Source organism: Dactylosporangium cerinum (genome assembly GCF_042653625.1).
Taxonomy (GTDB): domain Bacteria; phylum Actinomycetota; class Actinomycetes; order Mycobacteriales; family Micromonosporaceae; genus Dactylosporangium; species Dactylosporangium cerinum.
In genome coordinates this window covers 420,072-440,272 of the sequence record NZ_JBHSIU010000130.1, presented here as the reverse complement: position 1 = coordinate 440,272, position 20,201 = coordinate 420,072, and the positions used below count along the sequence as shown (strand labels likewise).

The following is a 20,201-nucleotide window of genomic DNA, read 5'->3' as shown; positions in this document are numbered from 1 at the left end:
TTCCCCCGTCGGTTGGCGTCCCTGACATGCAGCTTTCCGGCCAGCGGTCCGCGGCGACTCGTGCGGCAGGACGACCCGGTCCCCAACCTCCGGTCCGGCCGATCCCCTAGGGCCCCGCCCGCCGTCCCCCCGATACCGGCGTCGTCGTCGCCCCGCCTGACCTGCGCGGAGACACCCCTGAGCCGCGTCGCCTTGTCCCTGATCCGGAAGACTTTGCGATTCCGAGTCGGTGCACTGGTCCGCCCGGCTCCAGCGTGGATCTTCCTGATGATCGAAGGCCAGTGTGGGTCCGACGGACGTGCGGGCGGTTTCGGCAGGCTCTCACCCGCAATCAGTCGGTGCGGATCAGTCCGATCTGATACGCGAACACGACCGCCTGCACCCGGTCGCGCACCTCCAGCTTGGTCAGCACCCGCCCCACGTGCGTCTTGACCGTCGTCTCCGCCACGTTGAGCCGGTCCCCGATCTCCACGTTCGACAACCCCTCGGCGACGAGCAGCAGCACCTGCCGCTCCCGGTCCGTGAGGCTGGCAAGCCGCCGCAACGCGTCCGGATCGTCGACCACAGGCGGCGCCGCCACGAACTTCCCCGCGAACCTGTCCAGCAGGCTCCGCGTGGCCCTGGGCGCCACCATCGCCTCACCGCCGGCAACCGCCCGGATCGCCGCCAGCAGACTCGCCGGCGGCGCGTTCTTCAGCTGAAACCCGCTCGCCCCCGCCTGCAACGCCGCGAACGCGTCCTCGTCCGTGTCGAACGTGGTCAGGATCAACACCCGCGGCCCGCCCGGCCTCGCACACAACGCCTCGGTCGCCGCGATGCCGTCCATCACCGGCATCCGGATGTCCATCACCACCACGTCGGCCTCAACCCGGCGCAGCAGCCGCAACGCCTCCGCCCCGTCGCCCGCTTCCCCGACCACGACCATGTCGTCCTGCGCGGACAACACCATGCGGAAGCCCGCCCGGATCAGCTCCTGATCGTCGACGATCACGAGCCGGATCACCGATTCGCTCACCGGCGACCAGCCTCGACCACGCCAGACCCGCCGCTCCCGACACCGCCCAGCTCACCCCCACCGAGACAACCGGACCCAGCCGGACCTGGACCGGCCCGCTCACCCCCACCAGCGCCGCCCGGCCCGCTCACACCGAGACGACCAGACCCAGCCCGACCCGAACCCCCCGACCCACCCACACCAGCGCCACCCGGCCCACCCACACCGAGACGACCAGACCCAGCCCGACCCGAACCGCCCAGCCCACCCACACCAGCGCCGCCGAACCCGACCGCACCAGCGCCGCCCAGCCCACCCACACCAGCGCCGCCGAACCCGACCGCACCAGCGCCGCCCAGGTCACCCACACCGGCACCGCTCGGCGCAATCCTGCCGAAACGGCCGGGCTCAGCCGAGCCGAGACGACCGGACCCAGCCAGACCCAGACCACCCAGCTCACCCACACCGCCAGACCCGACCACACCAGCGCCACCCGGCCCACCCACACCGGCACCGCTCGGCGCAATCCTGCCGAAACGGCCGGGCTCAGCCGAGCCGAGATCTCCGGGCTCAACCACGTCGGCACCGTCGGGCTCGACCGCTCCGGCGCTGCCGGGCTCGACGGCGCCGGGCTCGACGGCGCCGACGTGCTCCGCAGGCGGCATCGGCTCCCCGGCCGTCCTGGCTCCGTGGTCTCCCCCCATGACCCGGGGTGCTCTGGGAATTGTGGCGGCGACGCTCCAACCCCCGTCGAACCGCGGACCTGCGTTCACGGTCCCGCCGTGCAGCGCAACCCGCTCCCGCATACCGACCAGGCCGTGACCGCCCCGCGTGGTGGCCGCGACGGTGGGACGGCTGCCGCCGTCGTCGGTGGCTTCGATCGCGATGAACCCGGACGCGTACTCCAGGCGCAGCGTGACCTTCGCGTCCGGTCCCGCATGCCGGAGGGTGTTGGTCAGCGATTCCTGGACGATCCGGTACGCCGTCAGCTCCTCCGCCACGCTCAACCCCGTCGGGGTGCCGACCGTGTCGAGGTCGACCCGCAGGCCGGCCCGCTCGACGAGCCGGTCGAGCTCGGCGAGACCGACCCGGCGCCTGGACGTGGTGTCCGTCCCTGGCGACGTGCCGCGCAGCACGCTCACGACGCGGCGCATGTCCTCGAGGGCGTCGCGGCCCGTAGCGGCGATCGTGTCGAGCGCCTGGCGGGCACGTGACGCGGACGGGTCCAGGGTGTACCCGGCGCCGTCCGCCTGCACGATCATCACGCTCAGGCTGTGCGCGACGACGTCGTGCAGCTCCCGCGCGATCGCGGCCCGCTCGTCGGCGACGGCGAGACGGGCCAGGTGGTCGCGCTCGCGCTCGAGTGTGGCGGCGCGCTCCTCGAGGCTCGCCACGTACAGCCGTCTGGTCCTCACGCCGTACGCCGAGAACCACACGGCGACGGTCAGCGCGCCGATGACCCAGGCGATGGTGCCGAAGTTGTCGGTCCGGCGGGCCTCGACAGCGGCGCCGATCACGACGCCGAGAGCCGCGCCGACACCCGCGAGGATGCCCCAGAAGAGCTGCGGCCGGTACTTGACGACGGCGAACATCGAGATCAGCACCGCCATGTCATAGAGCCGCATCGCGTCGTCGAACAGCAGGTGCAGCGGTGCCGCCGTGTAGACGACACAGGCGACGGTCACCGGATAGCGGCGGCGGCCCAGCATCGCGGCCGCCATGACCAGCCCGATGGCCACGACGGCAGGCTCCGGCCGACGCTCCAACAGCGTCACGTACAGCACGGATCCCGCGACGCCCCCGTCGAACAGCCAGGTCCTGATGCGCTGCAGGTGTTCGCCGTTCCACACGTCGTCCACGATAGGTCGTCAATCGGCCAAGGCGACGACGACCGCGGCGTTTGCCGCTCTGCGTGACGGCAGGACTGCGGCGAGTGCGCCTGCCAGTGCGGCGAGCCCCACGAATGCCGCCAACTGCCCGACCGGGATCGCGACCTTGGTTTCGACGTCGCCGAACCCGGCATCAACGGTCAGCAACCCGTAGACGAGGCCGAACGTGACGCCGACGACGGCACCGGCCGCCGCCATGAGTAACGCCTCGGCGAGCAGCGTCGCGCGCAGCTGACCACGGGTCAGGCCGAGCGCCCGGAGCAATGCTGACTCCCGGGTGCGTTCCAGCACCGACAGCGACAGCGTGTTGGCGATGCCGACGAGCGCGATGATCAGCGCGAGCGCGAGCAGGACCGCTATCACGGCGACGATCTGGTCGATCGCGGCGTTGCGTTCGTCGCGGAACTCGGCGAGATCGTCGACCTGGACGAGCGGATGCGTGGCGAGGACGGTGTCGAGCCGGTCGTGTGCCGTCACCGCGGACACACCGGCGGCGGTGCGGAGCATGACGAGCGAGTCGCCGGCCGCTGCCGGGAACAGCGCCCCGAAGTCCGCCCCCGTGATGACGACGTCACCGACGAGGGTCGCGCTCTGGACCGTCGCGGCGACCGTCACCGTTATCGTCCGGCCACCGCTGCCGGTCAGCCGGAGCTGGTCGCCGACGTGCCGGCCGACGATGACGTCGGAGCCGCTGGCCACGACGGCGGTCCCCTGCCTGAGGTCGGACAGTCGCCCGGTGGTGACCACGGGCCGGTACGCCGTGCCAATCGCCGCCTCGTCGATCGTCCCGACGCGCAGCGCCCCGCCGGACGTCTTGGCGGTGTCGTGCCTGACCGCCGCGACAAGATCGAACGTAGGATCGGTGCGCAGCCCGGCGGTGACCGACGGCGGGACCGTCGCCTCGCGGTCGCCGCTGGTGACCGCCGGAGTGAGCAGGTAGTCGACGGGAAACGCGAGGTTGAGCTGGGCCTCGGCGGTGCGGTTGACGGTGGCGGCGATGGTGCTGCCACCGGCCATCAACGCGACCCCGACGAGCAGCGCGGCCGTCGTCGCCGCCGTGCGGCCAGGGTTGCGCCGGGCGTTGGCGGCGGCCAGGCGGACCGGTACGCCGACGAGCAGGCCGGGCAGCCATCCCAACGCCGACACCAGCGGGCCGAGGAACAACGGCGACAGCAGCAGCACCGCCAGGAACACGCACGAGCCGCCGGCCATGACGATCGCCATCGCCGTCTGCGGATCGCCGGTGCGCAATCCGACCATGGTCAGGGCCGTCCCGCCGAGGACGAGCGCTGCCGCGACCGCGACGAGCACGACCCGTCCACGCCGGCCACCGCCGCCGCCGAGTGGAGTGACACGCAGCGCCGCGATCGGTGGCACCCGGGTCGCCCGGACCGCCGGCACCAGCGCCGACACGATCGTCAGGACGACACCGAGGAGCAACGCCACCAGCACCGGCGGGACGCCCACCACCAGCCGGCCGCTGGGCAGCCCGATCCCGGGCAGCGCCGCGCCGTGGGACAGTCCGGAACCGATCGCGACGCCGACGCCCGTTCCGAGTGTCGCGCCGGTGAACCCGACTGCGGCGGCCTCGGCGACGACCCGCCGGAACACCTGTGCGCGGGTCGCACCGACGCACCGCAGGAGCGCCGTCTCCCGTATGCGTTGCGCGAGCAGAATGTTGAACGTGTTGGCGATGACGAGCGCGGCGACCAGCACCGCGACCGCGGCGAACAGCTGCAGGCCGAGGAGCAGCCCGTCGATCTGCCCGAACGCTTCGCGGGCCAGGTCACGGCGCAGCTGGTCGCCGGTGCGCACCTTGCCCGTCGCGGTCACCCGGGACACCACGTCCGACGGCGCGGTGCCGTCGGCGACGGCCGCTACGACCTCCCGGTAACCGGTGGCCCCGGTGAGCCGCACGAGCGCCGGCCGGGTCAGCACGACCGTGGAGGTGTTGCCGCCGTCCACACCGGTGATGTCGACGATCCCGACGAGCCGGAACTCGTGCGGCTGCTCGTCCGCGCCGATGAGCGTGACGGTGTCGCCGACCTTGTAACCGGTCCGTCGGGCGGTGCGGGCGTCGAGCGCCGCTTCCCCCTCCGCCTGCGGCACCTGGCCGGTACGCAGGTCGAACGGGCGCAGCTCAGGGTGGTCGCCGACGTCGATGGCATGACCGGGGGCGCCGAACTCGGTGACGAGGCGTCCTTGACGGTCGACGAGCGGCGCCTGCTCCGCCATACGTCCCTCGGTGGACGTGACGCCGTCGACACGGCTGACCTCATCCACTGTGGACAGTGGCAGTCTGTTCCCCTCGGCCGCGGTCAGGGCGACGTCGACGTTGCGGGCCGCGCGCGCATACTCGTCCAGCAGCGCGGCACGGGTCGTGTCTCCGAAGATCATGATGCCGGCGACGAACCCGACGGCCAGCACGACGGCGATCGCGGTGGGCACGAGCCGTCTGGGACGCAGTCCCGCCAGTGCGGTGCGCCGCATGTCAGGCCCCCAGCCGCTTGAGCAGGTCCAGGACCGCCTCGGAGGTGGGGTGGCGCAGCTCGTCGACGATGCGTCCGTCGGCGAGCATCACCACCCGGTCCGCGTAGGAGGCCGCAACCGGATCATGTGTCACCATGACCACGGTCTGGCCCAGCTCCCGGACACTGCGCCGCAGGACGTCGAGGACGTCCGCCCCCGTGCGGGAGTCGAGGTTGCCGGTCGGCTCGTCGGCGAAGATCACGTCGGGGCGGCCGAGCAGCGCCCTGGCGCACGCCACCCGCTGCTGTTGCCCGCCGGAGAGGTGGCCCGGCGTGTGCCGCAGCCGCTCGCCGAGGCCCAGCACCGACACCACCTGCTCCAGCCGCCGGCGGTCGGGCTTTCGCCCGGCGAGGTCGAACGGCAGCAGGATGTTCTGCTCGGCGGTCAACGTCGGCAGCAGGTTGAAGGACTGGAACACGAACCCGACCCGCTGCCGGCGCAGCAGCGTCAGTGCTTTGTCCGACAGGCCGGTCAGCTCCGTGCCACCGAGCCGGACCGAGCCGGACGTGGCGAAGTCCAGCCCGGCGAGGCAGTGCATGAGCGTGGACTTGCCCGAGCCGGACGGCCCCATGATCGCGGTGAACTCGCCGACCGGGAACGCGACGCCGACGCCGTCCAGCGCGCGCACTGTGGTGTCGCCTGTTCCATACACCTTCACCAGGTCGGTCACTTCGACCGCGAGCGTCGTTGTCATGCGGGCAAGGTAGGCGGCGCGCGGGTGCCGTGTCGTCATCGTCAGGCACACCATGGGTGTCCTACTCAAGTCGGACACGGCCGGATCCGGGTCGGTCCTGGGGACGACGACACGACCACCGCGGCGGGGCTAACTTCGGCGGCACCCGAGCGAGAGGACCCGCGATGCGTCACCTGTCTTTGACCCGCCGCCGACTGCTGGGCGCCGCCGCCATCAGCGCCGGCCTCATCTTGTGCACCGCGCTGCCAGCCACTGCGTCACGGGGCGCCAGGCCCGCGTTCCGGTTGCCCGCGCCGACCGGTCCGCACCCGATCGGGTCTGTCCCGCTGCACCTGGTGGACCCGTCGCGGACCGATCCGTGGATGGCGCCCGCCCGGCCCAGGGAGCTCATGATCCAGTTGTGGTATCCCATCGCACATGCAGCCGGACCGCCCGTTCCCTGGCTGACTCCGGCGGAGGCGGGACCCGTCGGAAGGGATCTCGCCGAGACGGTCAGCGGCGTCCAGCGGGACCTGCCGGGGCTCGCCGAGGTCCGCACGCACGCGCACGCGGGCGCTCCGGTCGCCACTCGGCGTGGTGGCTGGCCGGTGGTGCTGTTCTCGCCCGGTTTCGGCGCCGAGCGCAACTCCAGCGCCGCACTCGTGGAGGAGCTCGCCAGCCGCGGACACGTGGTGGTCACCGTCGACCACACCCACGACCCGTTGGCGGTCGAGTTCCCCGGCGGGCGTGTGGAGCCCAACACGATCACCGCGCTGGTCGCGCAGATCCAGGATCCGGCGCAGTTCGACGCGTTCGCGGCGAAGATGGTCGCCGTCCGATCCGCCGACCTGCGGTTCGTGCTGGACCGGCTGGCGGTCCTCGACAGCGGCGGCAACCCCGACGCGCAGCGGCGCCGGCTCCCGGCCGGGACGTGCGGCTCCCTGCAGCTGTCCCGCATCGGTGTGCTCGGCCACTCGCTTGGCGGCGCCACGGCCGCCCAGGTGATGCACGACGACCGGCGCATCCGTGCCGGGCTCAACCTCGACGGCGCGCTCTACGGCGTGGACGCCGCCGCCGGGCTGGACCGGCCGTTCCTGCTGTTCGCCGCGGGTGACACCGACCGTGGCAACACCCCAGGCTGGGGCGCGTTCGCCGACCATCTCCGTGGCTGGCACCGCGAGCTGCGGATGCCCGCTGCCCGGCACCTGTCGTTCCACGACTCGGTGCTGATGGTGCCGGCGCTCGCCGCGCTGCCCGGCGCCCAGGTCACTGACGCCTACGGCACGATCGACGGTCCGCGGGTGGCGGCCGTGGCCAGGGCGTATGTCGGCGCGTTCTTCGACCTGCACCTGCGCGGCATCGGCTCGACGTTGCTCGACGCGCCGTCGGCCCGGTATCCGGAGATCGGGTTCGTGGCATGAGCGGTCAGTACCGTGGCACGGTGTTGGAGGACTTCACCGACGCCGCCGTGGCCCGGCTCATCGACGCCGACTGGGTCGGCTTCTGGCGGACGTCCGAGAGCGCCCCCGACGACGTCGTGGACCGGCTCGCCGACCGGATCGCCGCGTCGCCGCCCGCAGAGGTCCGGCGCTATGACGCACCTGCGGATCTCGACTCGGCCCGGGTCGACCTGCTGCTCGGCGTCGACACCGACCGCGCCGTCGGCCACCTCACGCGGCTGGCGCAGACATCCGAGGTGGTCAACGACATGTGCGGGGCGCGCGGCGTGTGGGTGCCGGCGGATGGCCCGGCCGAGCGGCGGTACGTGTCGCAGCCGCGCACGATCGTGACGGCACGGAAGGCGGACCCGAGATTGGCGGTGTTCGTGGATCCGGGCACGGTGTTCGAGGATCCGCGCGGACTGGGGTGCGCGCTGCCGCTCACGGTGCCGCTGCTGGTGGGTGACGCGTTGTTGCCGGTCGCAGTGCGGGGCGGCGGGCATCCGTTCGTGATGAGCTTCTGCTCCGAGTGCGACGCGGACGAGGACCTGCGTGGCGACTACGGCTGGCGGCTGGGAAGATTCGACGAGCAGCGCGCCGAGTCGTGTCCCGGCTACCCACCTGACGACGAACCGGAGCCGCTGCGGTTGCGGCTCGCCCCGGCCGGCGAACGTCGATGGGACGACGTGGGACGGCTCGGCGGGAGACCCGAGTGGTTGCAGGCGTATCCGCAGTGGCCCGGCTGTTGCGGGCGGCCGATGTGGTTCGTCGGGCAGGTGCGGACCGGCGAGTTCGGCGGCGTGGCCGGCTCGATCTACGGGTTCCGGTGCGAGTGCGGTTCTGCGGCTCAGCCTCGGCAGTTCACCTGAGCGGCTGACGACACCACCGGCCAGACCACCCCAGCGGCGGCACCGCAGCACGGCGGCACCGCAGCACGGCGGCACCGCAGCACGGCGCCACCGCAGCACGGCGCCACCGCAGCGCGGCAGCACGGCAGCTACGGCAGCTACGGCAGCGTTCCGGCTCCGCTTGAGGTCCGGACATCCGTCCAGACCCACACCCACCCCTTGACCAAAACCCTCACAGATCGAAGGAGCGCCGGGGTCGTCCACGCGACCAGGCCCTCCTTCGACCACGCCCGCAAGATCGTCCAGCAGGGCGTCGGGGCACCCGGCACCGGGCGCCCGGCCGGCGGCTGGCCGCGTCGTTGTGGGTCATCCAGGGCCGGTGAGGCTTGGACCCGCCCAGCCACGGAGGCTTGGACCCGCCCAGCCGCGCGTGATGTCGTTCATGACAGAACCTCCAAGGTCGGTAATCGATCGCAGGGAGGAGCATCTCGGCAAAGGCGGGTGCTGCGCATCGGTAATTGTGCCTAGGAAGGAATGGTGCGGGTACCTATCTCAGTCCTGCAGGGTGCCGGCGAGCAGGCCTCGCATGAAGAAGCGGCCCAACATGATGTAGAGGGCGAGTGTGGGGAGGCTCACCAGCAGGGCGCCGGCCATCGCCTGGCCGAAGGGGACGGACTGACCACCGGCGATGTTGTTCAGGGCGATCGTCACCGGCCACGAGTCGCGGCTGGTCATCATGGCGCCGAACATGAAGTCGTTCCATGAGGAGGTGAACTGCCAGATGATCGCGACCGCGAACGCCGGCTTGGCGAGGGGCACCGCGATGTCGACGAAGCTGCGCAGGATGCCGGCGCCGTCGAGGCGGGCCGACTCGAGGAGGGTGTTGGACATGGCCACGAAGTGGTTGCGGAAGATGAGGGTCGTGATCGGCAGGCCGTAGATGATGTGGATGAGCATCAGGCCGGCGAGACCGCCGGTCGGGTCGTTGCCGCCGCGCAGGCCGACCGCCGTCATGGTCTGTGAGACGGGGATGATGACGGCCTGGTAGGGCACGAAGATGCCGAACAGGATCAGCGGGAAGACCACGTTGGAGAACGGGAAGCGGATCTTCGACAGCACGAAGCCGTTGGCGCAGCCGAGCAGCGCGGAGAGGAAGCTGGCCGGGATCGCCAGGGAGAGGCTGTTGCGGAAGCCGGAGGAGAGCTTGGGCCAGACGAGGCCGAAGTTGTCCAGCGAGAAGCTGGTCGGCAGCTCCCAGATCCTGGTGACCGACACGTCGACGGGGTCTTTGAAGGAGGTCACGACGAGGACGTACACCGGCAGGAGGAAGAAGCACGCGAGGGCCCACAGCACGACGTAGCGCACGACGCTGCGGGCGCCGCCGGCGGCTTTCGACGTCGCGGGCGGGATGGGGTCGGAGACCACGTGCCGGGGCACCGTGGCGGTTGCGCGCACCATGACGACTACCCCCGTCCCGGAAGCGGGGCAGAGCAAAGCGGGGCACAGCAAAGCGGGGCAGAGCAAAGCGAGGCAGGACGGGACGACATACAGGCGAACCAGGGCACCATGCGTCTACCGCCGTTCCGTGCGCAGTGCGTACCAGACATAGGGGCCGACGACGAGGGCCACACCGATGAGCAGGACCGTTGCGATGGTCGCGCCGCGGTCGTAGAAGCCGCCGTCGAAGGTGGTGAACCACATGTAGAGCGAGGGGGTGTCGATGCGCAGGTTGCCCTGGTCCAGGGCGTAGAGAAGATCAAAGGTCTTCAGCGAGATGTGAATCATGATGAGCATGGCGCTGAAGGTGACGGGGCGTAGGGCGGGGCGGACCACGTGCCAGAAGACCTGGGTCTCGCTGGCGCCGTCGAGGCGGGCGGATTCGCGCAGGGCCTCGGGCACGCCGCGCATGCCGGCGAGGAAGAGAGCCATGACGTAGCCGGAGAGGGCCCAGCCGGCGGGGAGCGCGACGGCGGCGATCGCCCAGATCGAGTCGGACTTGTGCCAGTCGCTGCGCAGGAAGTCCAGGCCGACGACGGCGAAGAGCTTGTTCAGGCCGGCGGTGTTGTCGCCGGAGCCGTTGTCCAGCAGCCAGCGCCAGACGATGGCGGTGGCGATGAACGAGATGGCCATCGGGAAGAGGAAGACGCCGCGCAGGAAGCCTTCGCCGCGGACGCCCTTGTCCAGCAGCATGGCCATGAGGAAGCCGAGCAGGAGGGCGCCGCCGACGAAGACGAAGGTGAAGACGACGAGGTTGCGCACGTCAGCGTGCCAGCGTTCGTCGTGGAGGAGCCGCGTGTAGTTGTCGAGGCCCACGAAGTGGTAGGAGGGCGACAGGCCACGCCAGTTGGTGAAGGAGACGCGGACGTTCCAGCCGAGGAAGCCGTAGACGAAGACGCCGATGAGGATCAGCGACGGCGACACAAGGAGGAACCCGGCCAGCCACGCCGGGCCGCGGCGCTTACGGCGGCGGATCGGGGGTGGCGTGAACGGGACGGCCGGCGGGGCGTTGGAGTGCCGCGGCACGTGGACTGGCGCGCTCATCGTGTCTCCTGGAACTGCTGCTGCACGGTGCTGGCGAACTTGCCGAGGTCGCCGTGCTGGACGTACAGCCCGAGCGCCGAGTCGATCTCGGCGTTGTAGGCGTTGTTGGCCACGACGCCGTGCGCGAGGGAGCCGACGATGCGGGTCTTCGGGTCGCGCCACTGCTGCAGCGTCCAGCCGAGGTAGCCCTGGTAGAGATCGGCAGAAGCGTCGGTGCGGGCGGGGATCGAACCCTTCAGCGGGTTGAAGAGGTTCTGCCCGGCGGCGGAGCCGCACTCGATGAGCCACTTGCGCGACAGGTCGGGGCTGCGCACGCCGGTCGGCAGGGTGAAGGAGTCGGAGAGGAAGTCGTAGACGCCCTCTGTGCCCGGGGACACGGCGACGTCGTAGCCGTCCTTCCACTGCAGCTTCTTCGACTGCTCGAGGTAGGAGGAGCTCCAGTCGCCCATCACCGAGTACACCGCGGAGCCCTCGACGATCCGGTCGAGCTGCAGCTGCCACTCCCCCGCCGCGGACTTCACGTCGGAGGCGTCGAGCACCTTGCCGAACATGTCCAGCGCCGACTTCACCTCGGGCGAGGTCCAGCGCAGGTCGCCGGAGAAGAGCCGTTCGTAGCTGTCGGCGCCGAGCTCGCCGAGCAGGACGGTCTCCATGAGGTGCTTCTGCGTCCACTCCGGGCCGACGGCGAGGGGCACCTTGCCCTTGCCCTTGATGGTCGCGGCCTGGGTCAGGAACTCCGCCCACGTCTTCGGCGGTCCGGCGATGCCGAGCTCGCGAAGGGTGCGCGGGTTGTACCAGATGAGGTTCGCCCGGTGGATGTTCACGGGGACGGCGTAGATCTTGCCGTCGATGGTGAGGTTGTCCAGCAGGCCCTTCGGGAAGACCTTGCCCCAGCCCTGCTCCTCGTACAGCGACGTCAGGTCCTGGACCTTGCCGGAACGCACGTCGTCGAGCAGCTCCAGACCCGCATGCCGCTGGTAGGAGTCGGGCGGGTCGTTGGCGAGCAGCCGGCTGGCCAGGATCGCCTTGGCGTTCGAGCCGGCGCCGCCGGACACCGCGGCGTTGACGAAACGGATCCCGGGGTTGGCGGTCTCGAAGGCCTCGGCCATCGCGGCCAGGCCCTCCTCCTCACCGGGACCGGTCCACCAGGAGTAGACCTCGAGCTGGTCGTCGCTGGCGCCGCCGACGGTGAGCATCGACAGCCCCGACAACAGCGACACGACCAGCAGCGAGATGATGGCCAGGCGGCCCTTCCACACGTCGAACCTCCCGTGGCCTCGCTGGCGGGCGAATCCATCTGGCGCGGCACACTCATGTCGTCGAGTGAACCTAGTGCTCACGGAAGTCGTTTGGTGATGAACGTCCGGTTGATTCGAATACGTCGACCGGGTGATTACCCAAGACGCACGGATGACTTATATCACAACGTGAAGTATGGTTCGATCCCGCGCGGAAGCCCGGGGCCGATAGACCCCGGGCGACGCCACAGTGCCTGCAAGCAGGCAGCCTACATGCTGTATGCCTCCAGTTCGGACAGCTGCCCGGCAGGCCAGCCGCTGTTGGCGGTGAAGACCAGGCGCAGGTATCGCACGTTCGCCGCCGGGAACGACAGGATCGCCGTGTTGCCACTGGCCGGGTCGAACGTGACCGTGATCGATCCACGCAGCGTGGCGCCGGTCGCGCCGTCGGTGACCGCGACCGTCTGGGTGCGGGTCGCCCACGCCGTCGACGGGGGCAGCCGCAGCGTGACCCGGCCGACGGAGACGCTGGAACCGAGGTCGACCTGCACCCACTGCGGGAAGGCGTTGTTGGCGCTTTCCCAGTACGTGTTGGCGTTGCCGTCGACGACGTTGCCGGAGCCGTACGCCTGGGTCGACGACGACTGGCTGGTCGGCCGGCCCAGGGCGAGGTTCGGCCCGGACGCCGAGGCACCCTGCCCGGACAGGACCACGGTCAACGGCGCGGCGGTGGAAGCCACCGTCAGGGAACCGGTCCGCGTGCCGGTGGCGGTCGGCCGGAAGACGACGCTGACCGTGCAGCTGGCGCCCACCGCAAGCGCCGAGCCGCAGGTGTTCGTCTGCGTGTAGTCGCCGGCGACGGTGACCCCGGAGATCGTCGCCGCCGCGGTGCCGGTGTTGGTGACCGTGACCGTCTGCGCGCCGCTGAACGAGCCGACGGTGGTTGCGGCGAAGTTGAGCGACGTCGGGTTCGCGGTCAGCGTCGCCGAGCCCGTGGCCACGCCGGTGCCGGACAGCGCCACACCGACCGACGACCCGCCGTAGGAGACCGTCAGCGAGCCGGTCCGGTTGCCGGCGGCGGTCGGGTGGAACGTGACCGTGACGGTGCAGTTCGCACCCGCCGCGATGACGGTCCCGCAGGTCGTGACCCGCGTGAAGTCGCCGGTGGCGGTGATCCCGGAGATCGTGGCCGGCCCGGTGCCGGTGTTCGTGACGAGCACGGTCTGCCAGTCGCTGTTGTCGTTGACCGCGGTGTCCTCGAACGCCAACGAGGTGGGGCTCAGGGACAGCACGCCAGGACCGCTGCCGGAGCCGTACACCTCCAGGCTCGACAGCTGCCCGGCGGGCCACCCGGTGTTCCCGGTGATCTGCAGCCGCAGGTACCGCACGGAGCCGCTGACCGCGATGTCCGCGGTGTTCCCGGTCGCGGGGTCGAACGCCACGTCAGCAGCGGGGCGGAGCACGGCACCGGAGGCACCGTCGAGAACCGCGACCGTCTGCCGCCGCGCGGCCCAGGCGGTCGCAGGCGGCAGCCGCAGCGTGACCTTGCCGACGGCGACAACCGACCCGAGGTCGACCTGGATCCACTGCGGGAAGGCGTTGTTGGCGCTCTCCCAGTACGAATTGGCGTCGGCGTCGACGGCGTTGGACGCCGGGTAGCCGCCCTGTGCGCTGGAGGACGTGACCGGCCGGCCCGCCGCCAGGTTCCCGCCGGATCCGCCGCCGGTCACGCCGGTGCCGGTGAGCTGCACGAGGATCGCGCCCTGCCCGTCGTCGCCGGTGATCGAGTACACCGCCGACTGCGCGCCCGTGGCGGTCGGGGTGAACGTGACCGTCTGGTGGATGACGTCACCCGGTGACAGCTGCTGCCCCTCCGACACCGGCGTGGTGGTGTTGAACGCGCCGACCGGCGGCGCCGCCTTCGTCAGCGTCAACGCGATGTTGCCGGTGTTGGCGATGTCGAAGACCGCTGTCGCCGTCTGCCCGACCTGCACCTGCCCGAACGCGACCGGGTTCGGCGTGATGGTCAGGTGCGGCGCGCCGGTGACCGCGGTGCCGCTGACCGGCACGGTGACCGAGCCGGCGCTGCTGGTCACGATGAACGAACTGCTCTGCGTGCCGGCGGTGACCGGGGTGTACCGCACGGAGACCGACACCGACGCGCCCGCGGCCAGGGTCGTGCCGCTGGCGGGGAAGCCGGTGGCCGTGAACGGGGCGGCGGGCGCGGTGAACCCGGTGATGGTGACCGCGGTCGTGCCGGTGTTGGTGATGCTCACGCCGAGGGTCTTGTTCGCCCCGGTCGGGACGGTCCCGAACGACAGGGCCGACGGCGTCGCACCCAGCCCCGGTCGCGTACCGACGCCGTGCAGGTCGAACGGGACGGTGCCGCCGTTGGTGGTGAACGTGAGGCTGCCGGTGGCGCCGCCGGTCGCGGTGGGCGTGTAGCGCACCGGCACGGACAGGGTCTGCCCGGCGGTGAGGTTCACCGGCAGGGCGGGCGGGGTCGCGGCGAACGGCGCGGCGGTCGAGATCGCGGAGATGCTGACGGCGCGCGTCGCGGTCACGGTGACGGTGGCGTTGGCGGTGCTGCCGACCGCCACGCTGCCGAAGTCGGTGGGGCTGCTGGTCAGCGCCGCCGTGGTCGGCCGGCCGAAGCCGATGAGGTGGCCGTCGCGGGTGCCGACGAAGACCCGGCCGCCGTCGGTGGCGGGGGTGACGAACTTCGTCGCGATGCCGATCGGCGCGCTGTAGCGCAGGTTGAGCCGCCCGTTGACCGGCAGGGCGTCGTAGGCGCGGAGCTGGCCGTTGGCGCCGTTGGACCCGTCGCTGTAGACGGCCCATACGATCGCCGATCCGGACGTGGTGCCGGTGGAGGTCACGACCGGTGAGCCCGAGGTGTAGCCGAACGTCGACGCGCTCGTCCCGGCCGACGTGAGGACGGGCAGGCCGGCGCCGTTGACGCCGTACTTGAACGCGCGCAGGAAGCCCTGGTTCTCGATCTGGTACACGTAGCCGCCGTCGCCGCCCCAGAACGCCGGGTGTCCCCAGACGCCGTTGTAGGGCCCGGCGGGCGGTCCGACGGACGCGTCCCCGCCGCCCGCGCCCTGCGCGTTGCCGCCCAGGTTGTCGCGGTCCAGGAGGTACACGCGGCCGTCCTTGCCCGTCTGGACCAGCAGCCGCGGGTGGGCGGTGGTGCCGAAGCCGGCGGGCAGCGCCATCGGGCCGCCGGAGCCGAAGTCGGTGTCGTCCTGGTCGAGGCGGCTGTTGTTGAACGGGCTGAAGAAGTCCTTCGCGGTCAGCGAGCCGTCGCCGTTGACCTGCAGGCGGATCACGGACTCGGCGAGGGTGCCGGGCGGGCTGGTGCCGGGGCCGGGTGCGGGCGAGACGCCGTTGCCGGTGGCCACGATGATCCGGCCGGGCCCGTCGGAGACGAGACCGCCGCCGGACTGCCAGATCCCGGCCATGCCGTTGCTGCGGCCCGCCTCGGTCGACCACAACGTCGTCATCTGCGGCGACGTGGTGCGGACCCCGGCGACGTAGCCGACGTAGGGGCCGTAGTCGCAGTGGCTGGCGAACCCGGCGTAGACGACGCCGTCGAGCAGGAGCAGCCCGGGCCGCTGGGCGGCGGTCTTGGCGTTGAACGTGGTGCCGGGGTCGTTGGTCGGCGAGCCCTGGATCGTCACCGGCCAGCCGGCCCGCTCCGCGCCGGTCGCGGGGTTGATCGAGTGCAGGTAGAAGTGCGGGTGGTCGGCGTCCGGCCCGTCGTTGACCTTGGCCATGAAGAACACCGAGCCGGTCGCCGGGTCGTAGACCGGGGTGCTGGTGATGCCGATGTTCGGCACCAGGTCGCCGCAGCCGATCGCCGCGGCCGGCCACGCCGGTCCGACGCTGCGGGACCAGGCCACGGCGCCGGTCGCGGGGTTGAGGCCGTACACCCAGTTGTTCTCGGTGACGGTGATCAGGGTGCCGGCGGCGACGATCGGCTGGGCGTACACCTGGCCGTCGACGGTGGTCGAGAACAGCTGGCCGAAGTCGGAGGCGGAGACCGCCGAGGGCGCGAGGCCCGGCTCGGCGCTGTCCCAGCCGGTGCGCAGGTTGTCCACGGAGACGGTGGTGATGTCGGCGTTGGCCGACGGCAGGGCGATCACCATAAATGCGGCCAATGCGGCCGGCAGGAGAAGGAACAGGGCACGGCGCATGACACGCTCCTGGCGGGGAACGGCAACGATGAAGGATCGAACCGTAACTTGGTCGATGCTTCACCGCAAGATGCTGACCGAGCTTTGAAATTTTTTGACGAATCATGAGCGGGCGACGATCTGGATCTGATGACCGTCGATGACGACGTCGCCTGGGTTTTCGGCGGTGTAGATGTGGTACCGGTACCCGGACACGACCTTGCCGCAGCGCTCCCCGGTCGGTGCCGTCGTGGTACGGAGATACCGGGCGACGGACGCGTCGCCCTCGACCCGCGGGAGCCCGGCGGGCATGGGGTCCCGGTAGCCGCCGACGGCGAAGCCGTCACCGACCTGGGCGAAGTAGCGGCCCCGGACGAGCGGGACGTCCGGGCGCGGCATCTGCCCGTAGGCGGTGATCGTCTCCGGGCAGGCGAGCCGGTAGATCGGCCCGCGCAGAGCCACGGCCAGGCCGGCGAGCGCGGCGAGGAGGGCGAGCAGGACGGCGAGACGCTTCATGCCCGGTGCGACGCCACCGCCGGGCGGCGCGTTCCGTCAGCCGCCGAACCGTGACCCGAACCGGATCGACGCCAGGCGGGAGCTGCCGGCGAAGCGCCCCTCGGCGGTCAGGTACAGCACCGGGAACGGCCCGCCGTAGGAGGCGGTCAGCTCGGGCCCGACGAGCACCTCGATCTCGTGCCCGCCGAGGGTGGCCGTGCCGGGCACGGACGGGTGGACGCCGACGACGAGCACGTCGCCGGACCAGTCCGCGGCGGCCTGCGGCGACAGCTCGAAGGTGCCGGTCGAGGCACAGTCGACGAGGACCACCCCGGCGTGTCCCGCGGCCAGCGAGGCGAGCGGCTCCGCCGGCCCCGAGGACCGCCGCAGCGGCACCGTGTCGAACGCCAGGGGCGGGATCGTCCACGCGACCGGGACGCCCGCGGCGTAGTCGACGGTCGCCGCGGCGAGCCGCCCCGATCCCCGCAGCGGGTGGACGGTCCACCGGCCGGACGGCCACCCGTGCTCGTAGGCCCCCTCCTGGGTGGGCGCACCCGAGTCGTCGGTGAACCGGAACGGCCCGTGCGCGAAGCCGGCGGCGAACCCGCCCTCCCAGCCGCCGTGCTCGTACTCCTCGGCCGGGAACACCACGGCCCCGTCCGCCGTGGACAGGTCCCAGGAGGGTGCGGGCTGCGGCGGCCGGAGGTCGGCGGCGATCCGCGCCCACAGGTCGGGGTCCGGGGCGGCGTGCGGCAGGTGCTCGGCGAGCCAGTCCTCGACGGTGCCCCACTCCCCCTCGACGAGGAGGCCGCCCTCGCTGTACGCCCACACTGACAGCGCCGGCCGCCACTGGCTCGGCGAGAACGCGTAGCCGTTGACCCCGTTGATCCAGACGCCGGCGGCGAACAGCCGGAACGTGCGCCCGCCCCGGGTCTCGTTGTGCCGCAGCGCCTCCGGCAGCACCGCGAGACCCGCGGCGGGGATCAGCAGCGGCTCGTCGAGGTCCGGGAACGGCACGGCGGCGGTGGCCTTGCGGGCCCCGGGTGCCGCCGGCACGCTGCGGTTGCCGTCGTGCAGCGGGAACAGGTTCACCGGCGGTCAGTCGCGGGTGCCGTACCGCTCCGCGGCCCGGGCCTTCGCCTTCGCTGCCTCGATCTTGCGGTCGCGCGGCGGTGACTGGGTCACCAGGGACCCGAGCAGCTCACGCGTGGCGGCGGCGACGGCGGCGACGGCCGCGTCGAAGGCCGCCTGGTTCGCCTGCGAGGGGCGGGTCATCCCGCTGACCTTGCGCACGTACTGAATGGCGGCGGCCTCGATCTCGTCCTCGGTCGCCGGCGGCTCGAAGTTGTTCAGTACCCGGATGTTCCTGCACATGCCTCCACCTTGCCAGGTCGGGCCCGGTCCGTCAGTCCCGCCAGGGTCGTGGCGACCGAGTCCGGCGCCGGCATCGCGGCGATCTCGTCGCGGATCCGGCCGGCGCGGCGGGTGACGGCGGTGTCGGCGAGCAGCGCCCGCACGGCGGCGCGGACCGCGTCCGCGGAGCGCTCGGCGAAGGCGACACTGCGCGCGACGCCGGCGGCGGTGAGCCGCGCGGCGATGCTGAACTGGTCGCACATCTGCGGCAGGACCAGCTGCGGGCGGCCGGCGCCGAGCGCGGCCATCGAGCTGCCGGAGCCGCCGTGGTGCACGAACAGGTCGCAGGTCGGCAGCAGCAGGTGGTGCGGCAGCCAGCCGGCGCGGCGGGCGTTGGGCGGCAGGTCCTCGATGCCGTGGACGCCGGCGCCGCTGACGACGACCTCGACGTCCAGGTCGCGCATCCCCTCGACGGCGGCGGTGAGCCCGTCCACGCCCTCGGGGATCGGCACGGTGCCCATGGAGACGCAGACCCGGGGGCGCACGCGCGGCGCGAAGAGCCAGTCCGGCAGCGTGCTGGCGCTGTTGTACGGCACGTACCGCATCGGCAGGCCCACCCCCGGCACTGCGCCGGGCGGCCGCAGCGACGGCGGGCAGGTGTCGACCGTGGCGAGCGGCGCGTCGACGGGCTGGGAGACCCCCAGGGTGTCGGCGAGGCGCAGCAGCCGGTCGGTGACGTCGGCGAGGGCGGTGCGGTGCACGGCGTCGGGGACCGGCAGCCCCCAGTGGTGCAGCACCCACGGGATGCCCAGGAGCGTGGCGGCGAGCGGCGCGGCGTACTCGACGGGTTCGGTGACGATCAGGTCCGGCCGCCAGGTGCGGGCGAGCCCGACGACGTCGGCGCCGGTGCGCTCGGCGATGGCGGCGAACACAGCGAGGTCGAGGGTGTCGTTGCCGCCGAGCGGCAGGTGCGCGGGCCACAGCTCGAAGAACGACAGTGGCCGCGGTAGTCGTAGGCCTAGGCGCGGTACCCGGCGGCGGCGAGGGCGGGCAGCAGCGGCAGGAAGTCCTCCTTCGAGCCGATCAGCCCCGGGCACAGCACGACGGCACGCCGGTGTCGTCGGCGGGCGACGGCAGCGCGCGGAGGGTCGCCACGGCGCCCCTGGCCGTCTCCAGAGCCGTCTCCAGAACGTCGACACATACCGTGGTCACCCAACCACGATATGTTCTTTCTGGACAAAACGGGCGCTACACGCCGATGAGCGTCCAGGCGCGTGAGCCGCCGCGCACCCCGGCCTGGTTCGCGACCAGCCGCACGTCGTCCGGCATCGCCACCACCAGGCGTTCCGCGTTGCCGCCGCCGAGGTAGAGCCGGTCCCAGCGGAACACCGGCCGCAGCCCGTCCACGATCCGCAGCACCCGCCGCGACCAGCGCCGGTCGCCGAGCCGGCGGCGCTCCAGCTCGCCGAGGTGGTCGTCGTAGGTGCGGCCCTTCGAGTACGGCGCGTGCGACAGCTCCAGGTGCGGGGCGAGCCGCCCGTCGTCGAACAGGGCACTGCCCAGCCCGGTGCCGAGCGTCAGCACCAGCTCGAGGCCCCGCCCCTCGACCAGCGCCGCGCCGTGCACCTCGGCGTCGTTGAGCACGAGGACCGGCCGGCCGAAGGCGCGTTCCAGCTCGGCGCGGGCGTCGTACCCCTTCCACGACGCGAACAACTCGGGGTCGACCGGCGTGTGCGGCCCGGCCTCGTTGACGTAGTGCGGCGTCGCGACGACCACCCCGTGCCGGATCATCCCCGGCAGCCCCACCGTCACCCGGTCCGCGGCCGGCAACCCCGCCGCGATGCCCAGCAGCGTCTCCACCAGCCTGGACGGCGGCAGCGGGTACGGCGTCGGCACCCGCACCGGCTCGCAGCACAGCGTGTCGGCGTCGTCGACCACCGCGGCCTTGAGCCCGCCGCCACCGCAGTCGACCGTCAACGTCGTCACCATCCGCAGAATTCTGCCCCTTCACCGGACCGGGCGCG

At 71.9% G+C, this 20,201-nt stretch carries 16 protein-coding genes; 2 read left to right on the top strand and 14 right to left on the bottom strand.

Features of this window, described 5'->3' with window-relative positions; translation table 11 throughout:
* Positions 1 to 331 precede the first annotated feature (331 nt).
* The 4 genes from ACFPIJ_RS59925 to ACFPIJ_RS59910 are packed head-to-tail and all read right to left on the bottom strand — an operon-like array spanning position 332 to position 6,106.
* Entirely contained in the window at positions 332 to 1,015 is a 684-nt protein-coding gene (locus tag ACFPIJ_RS59925; RefSeq protein WP_380128513.1) for a response regulator, read from the bottom strand.
* Positions 1,012 to 2,853, bottom strand: coding sequence for a sensor histidine kinase (locus tag ACFPIJ_RS59920; protein WP_380128512.1), 1,842 nt, complete (start codon positions 2,851 to 2,853; stop codon positions 1,012 to 1,014). Before ACFPIJ_RS59920 ends, ACFPIJ_RS59925 begins: the two co-directional genes overlap by 4 nt.
* A 9-nt stretch (positions 2,854 to 2,862) precedes the next feature.
* The gene (locus tag ACFPIJ_RS59915) at positions 2,863 to 5,373 is read right to left on the bottom strand and encodes an FtsX-like permease family protein (protein WP_380128511.1); all 2,511 of its coding nucleotides are present in this window, start codon (positions 5,371 to 5,373) and stop codon (positions 2,863 to 2,865) included.
* 1 nt (position 5,374) lies between these two features.
* Positions 5,375 to 6,106, bottom strand: coding sequence for an ABC transporter ATP-binding protein (locus ACFPIJ_RS59910; protein WP_380128510.1), 732 nt, complete (start codon positions 6,104 to 6,106; stop codon positions 5,375 to 5,377).
* Between the two features lie 164 nt (positions 6,107 to 6,270).
* On the opposite strand from ACFPIJ_RS59910, the gene ACFPIJ_RS59905 reads away from it, so the two are divergent.
* Together ACFPIJ_RS59905 and ACFPIJ_RS59900 are read left to right on the top strand one after the other, a co-directional pair.
* Positions 6,271 to 7,506, top strand: coding sequence for an alpha/beta hydrolase family protein (locus tag ACFPIJ_RS59905; protein ID WP_380128509.1), 1,236 nt, complete (start codon positions 6,271 to 6,273; stop codon positions 7,504 to 7,506).
* Entirely contained in the window at positions 7,503 to 8,393 is an 891-nt protein-coding gene (locus ACFPIJ_RS59900; RefSeq protein WP_380128508.1) for a hypothetical protein, read from the top strand. The genes ACFPIJ_RS59905 and ACFPIJ_RS59900 overlap by 4 nt, the downstream gene beginning before the upstream one ends.
* A gap of 531 nt (positions 8,394 to 8,924) precedes the next feature.
* Here the strand turns inward: ACFPIJ_RS59900 and ACFPIJ_RS59895 are convergent.
* The 10 genes from ACFPIJ_RS59895 to ACFPIJ_RS59850 form a co-directional block, all read right to left on the bottom strand.
* Positions 8,925 to 9,830 (bottom strand): carbohydrate ABC transporter permease, encoded by a 906-nt coding sequence (locus ACFPIJ_RS59895; protein WP_380128506.1) that lies wholly within the window; start codon positions 9,828 to 9,830, stop codon positions 8,925 to 8,927.
* Between the two features lie 114 nt (positions 9,831 to 9,944).
* Positions 9,945 to 10,913 (bottom strand): carbohydrate ABC transporter permease, encoded by a 969-nt coding sequence (locus ACFPIJ_RS59890; protein WP_380128505.1) that lies wholly within the window; start codon positions 10,911 to 10,913, stop codon positions 9,945 to 9,947.
* Entirely contained in the window at positions 10,910 to 12,172 is a 1,263-nt protein-coding gene (locus ACFPIJ_RS59885; RefSeq protein WP_380128504.1) for an ABC transporter substrate-binding protein, read from the bottom strand. Before ACFPIJ_RS59885 ends, ACFPIJ_RS59890 begins: the two co-directional genes overlap by 4 nt.
* Before the next feature lie 248 nt (positions 12,173 to 12,420).
* Entirely contained in the window at positions 12,421 to 16,350 is a 3,930-nt protein-coding gene (locus ACFPIJ_RS59880; RefSeq protein ID WP_380128503.1) for a choice-of-anchor D domain-containing protein, read from the bottom strand.
* A gap of 102 nt (positions 16,351 to 16,452) precedes the next feature.
* The gene (locus ACFPIJ_RS59875; protein WP_380128502.1) at positions 16,453 to 16,845 is read right to left on the bottom strand and encodes a hypothetical protein; all 393 of its coding nucleotides are present in this window, start codon (positions 16,843 to 16,845) and stop codon (positions 16,453 to 16,455) included.
* A gap of 36 nt (positions 16,846 to 16,881) precedes the next feature.
* Positions 16,882 to 17,916 carry a hypothetical protein gene (locus ACFPIJ_RS59870; RefSeq protein ID WP_380128501.1) on the bottom strand — a complete coding sequence of 345 codons (1,035 nt, stop codon included), beginning with the start codon at positions 17,914 to 17,916 and terminating at the stop codon, positions 16,882 to 16,884.
* A gap of 6 nt (positions 17,917 to 17,922) precedes the next feature.
* Positions 17,923 to 18,198 carry a DUF2277 domain-containing protein gene (locus ACFPIJ_RS59865; protein WP_380128500.1) on the bottom strand — a complete coding sequence of 92 codons (276 nt, stop codon included), beginning with the start codon at positions 18,196 to 18,198 and terminating at the stop codon, positions 17,923 to 17,925.
* Entirely contained in the window at positions 18,174 to 19,274 is a 1,101-nt protein-coding gene (locus ACFPIJ_RS59860) for a nucleotide disphospho-sugar-binding domain-containing protein (protein WP_380128499.1), read from the bottom strand. The genes ACFPIJ_RS59865 and ACFPIJ_RS59860 overlap by 25 nt, the downstream gene beginning before the upstream one ends.
* Positions 19,261 to 19,389, bottom strand: coding sequence for a hypothetical protein (locus tag ACFPIJ_RS59855; protein WP_380128498.1), 129 nt, complete (start codon positions 19,387 to 19,389; stop codon positions 19,261 to 19,263). The genes ACFPIJ_RS59860 and ACFPIJ_RS59855 overlap by 14 nt, the downstream gene beginning before the upstream one ends.
* Positions 19,390 to 19,425: 36 nt before the next feature.
* On the bottom strand, positions 19,426 to 20,166 hold the full coding sequence (locus ACFPIJ_RS59850; protein WP_380128497.1) for an ROK family protein: 741 nt from the start codon (positions 20,164 to 20,166) through the stop codon (positions 19,426 to 19,428).
* Positions 20,167 to 20,201: the final 35 nt, after the last annotated feature.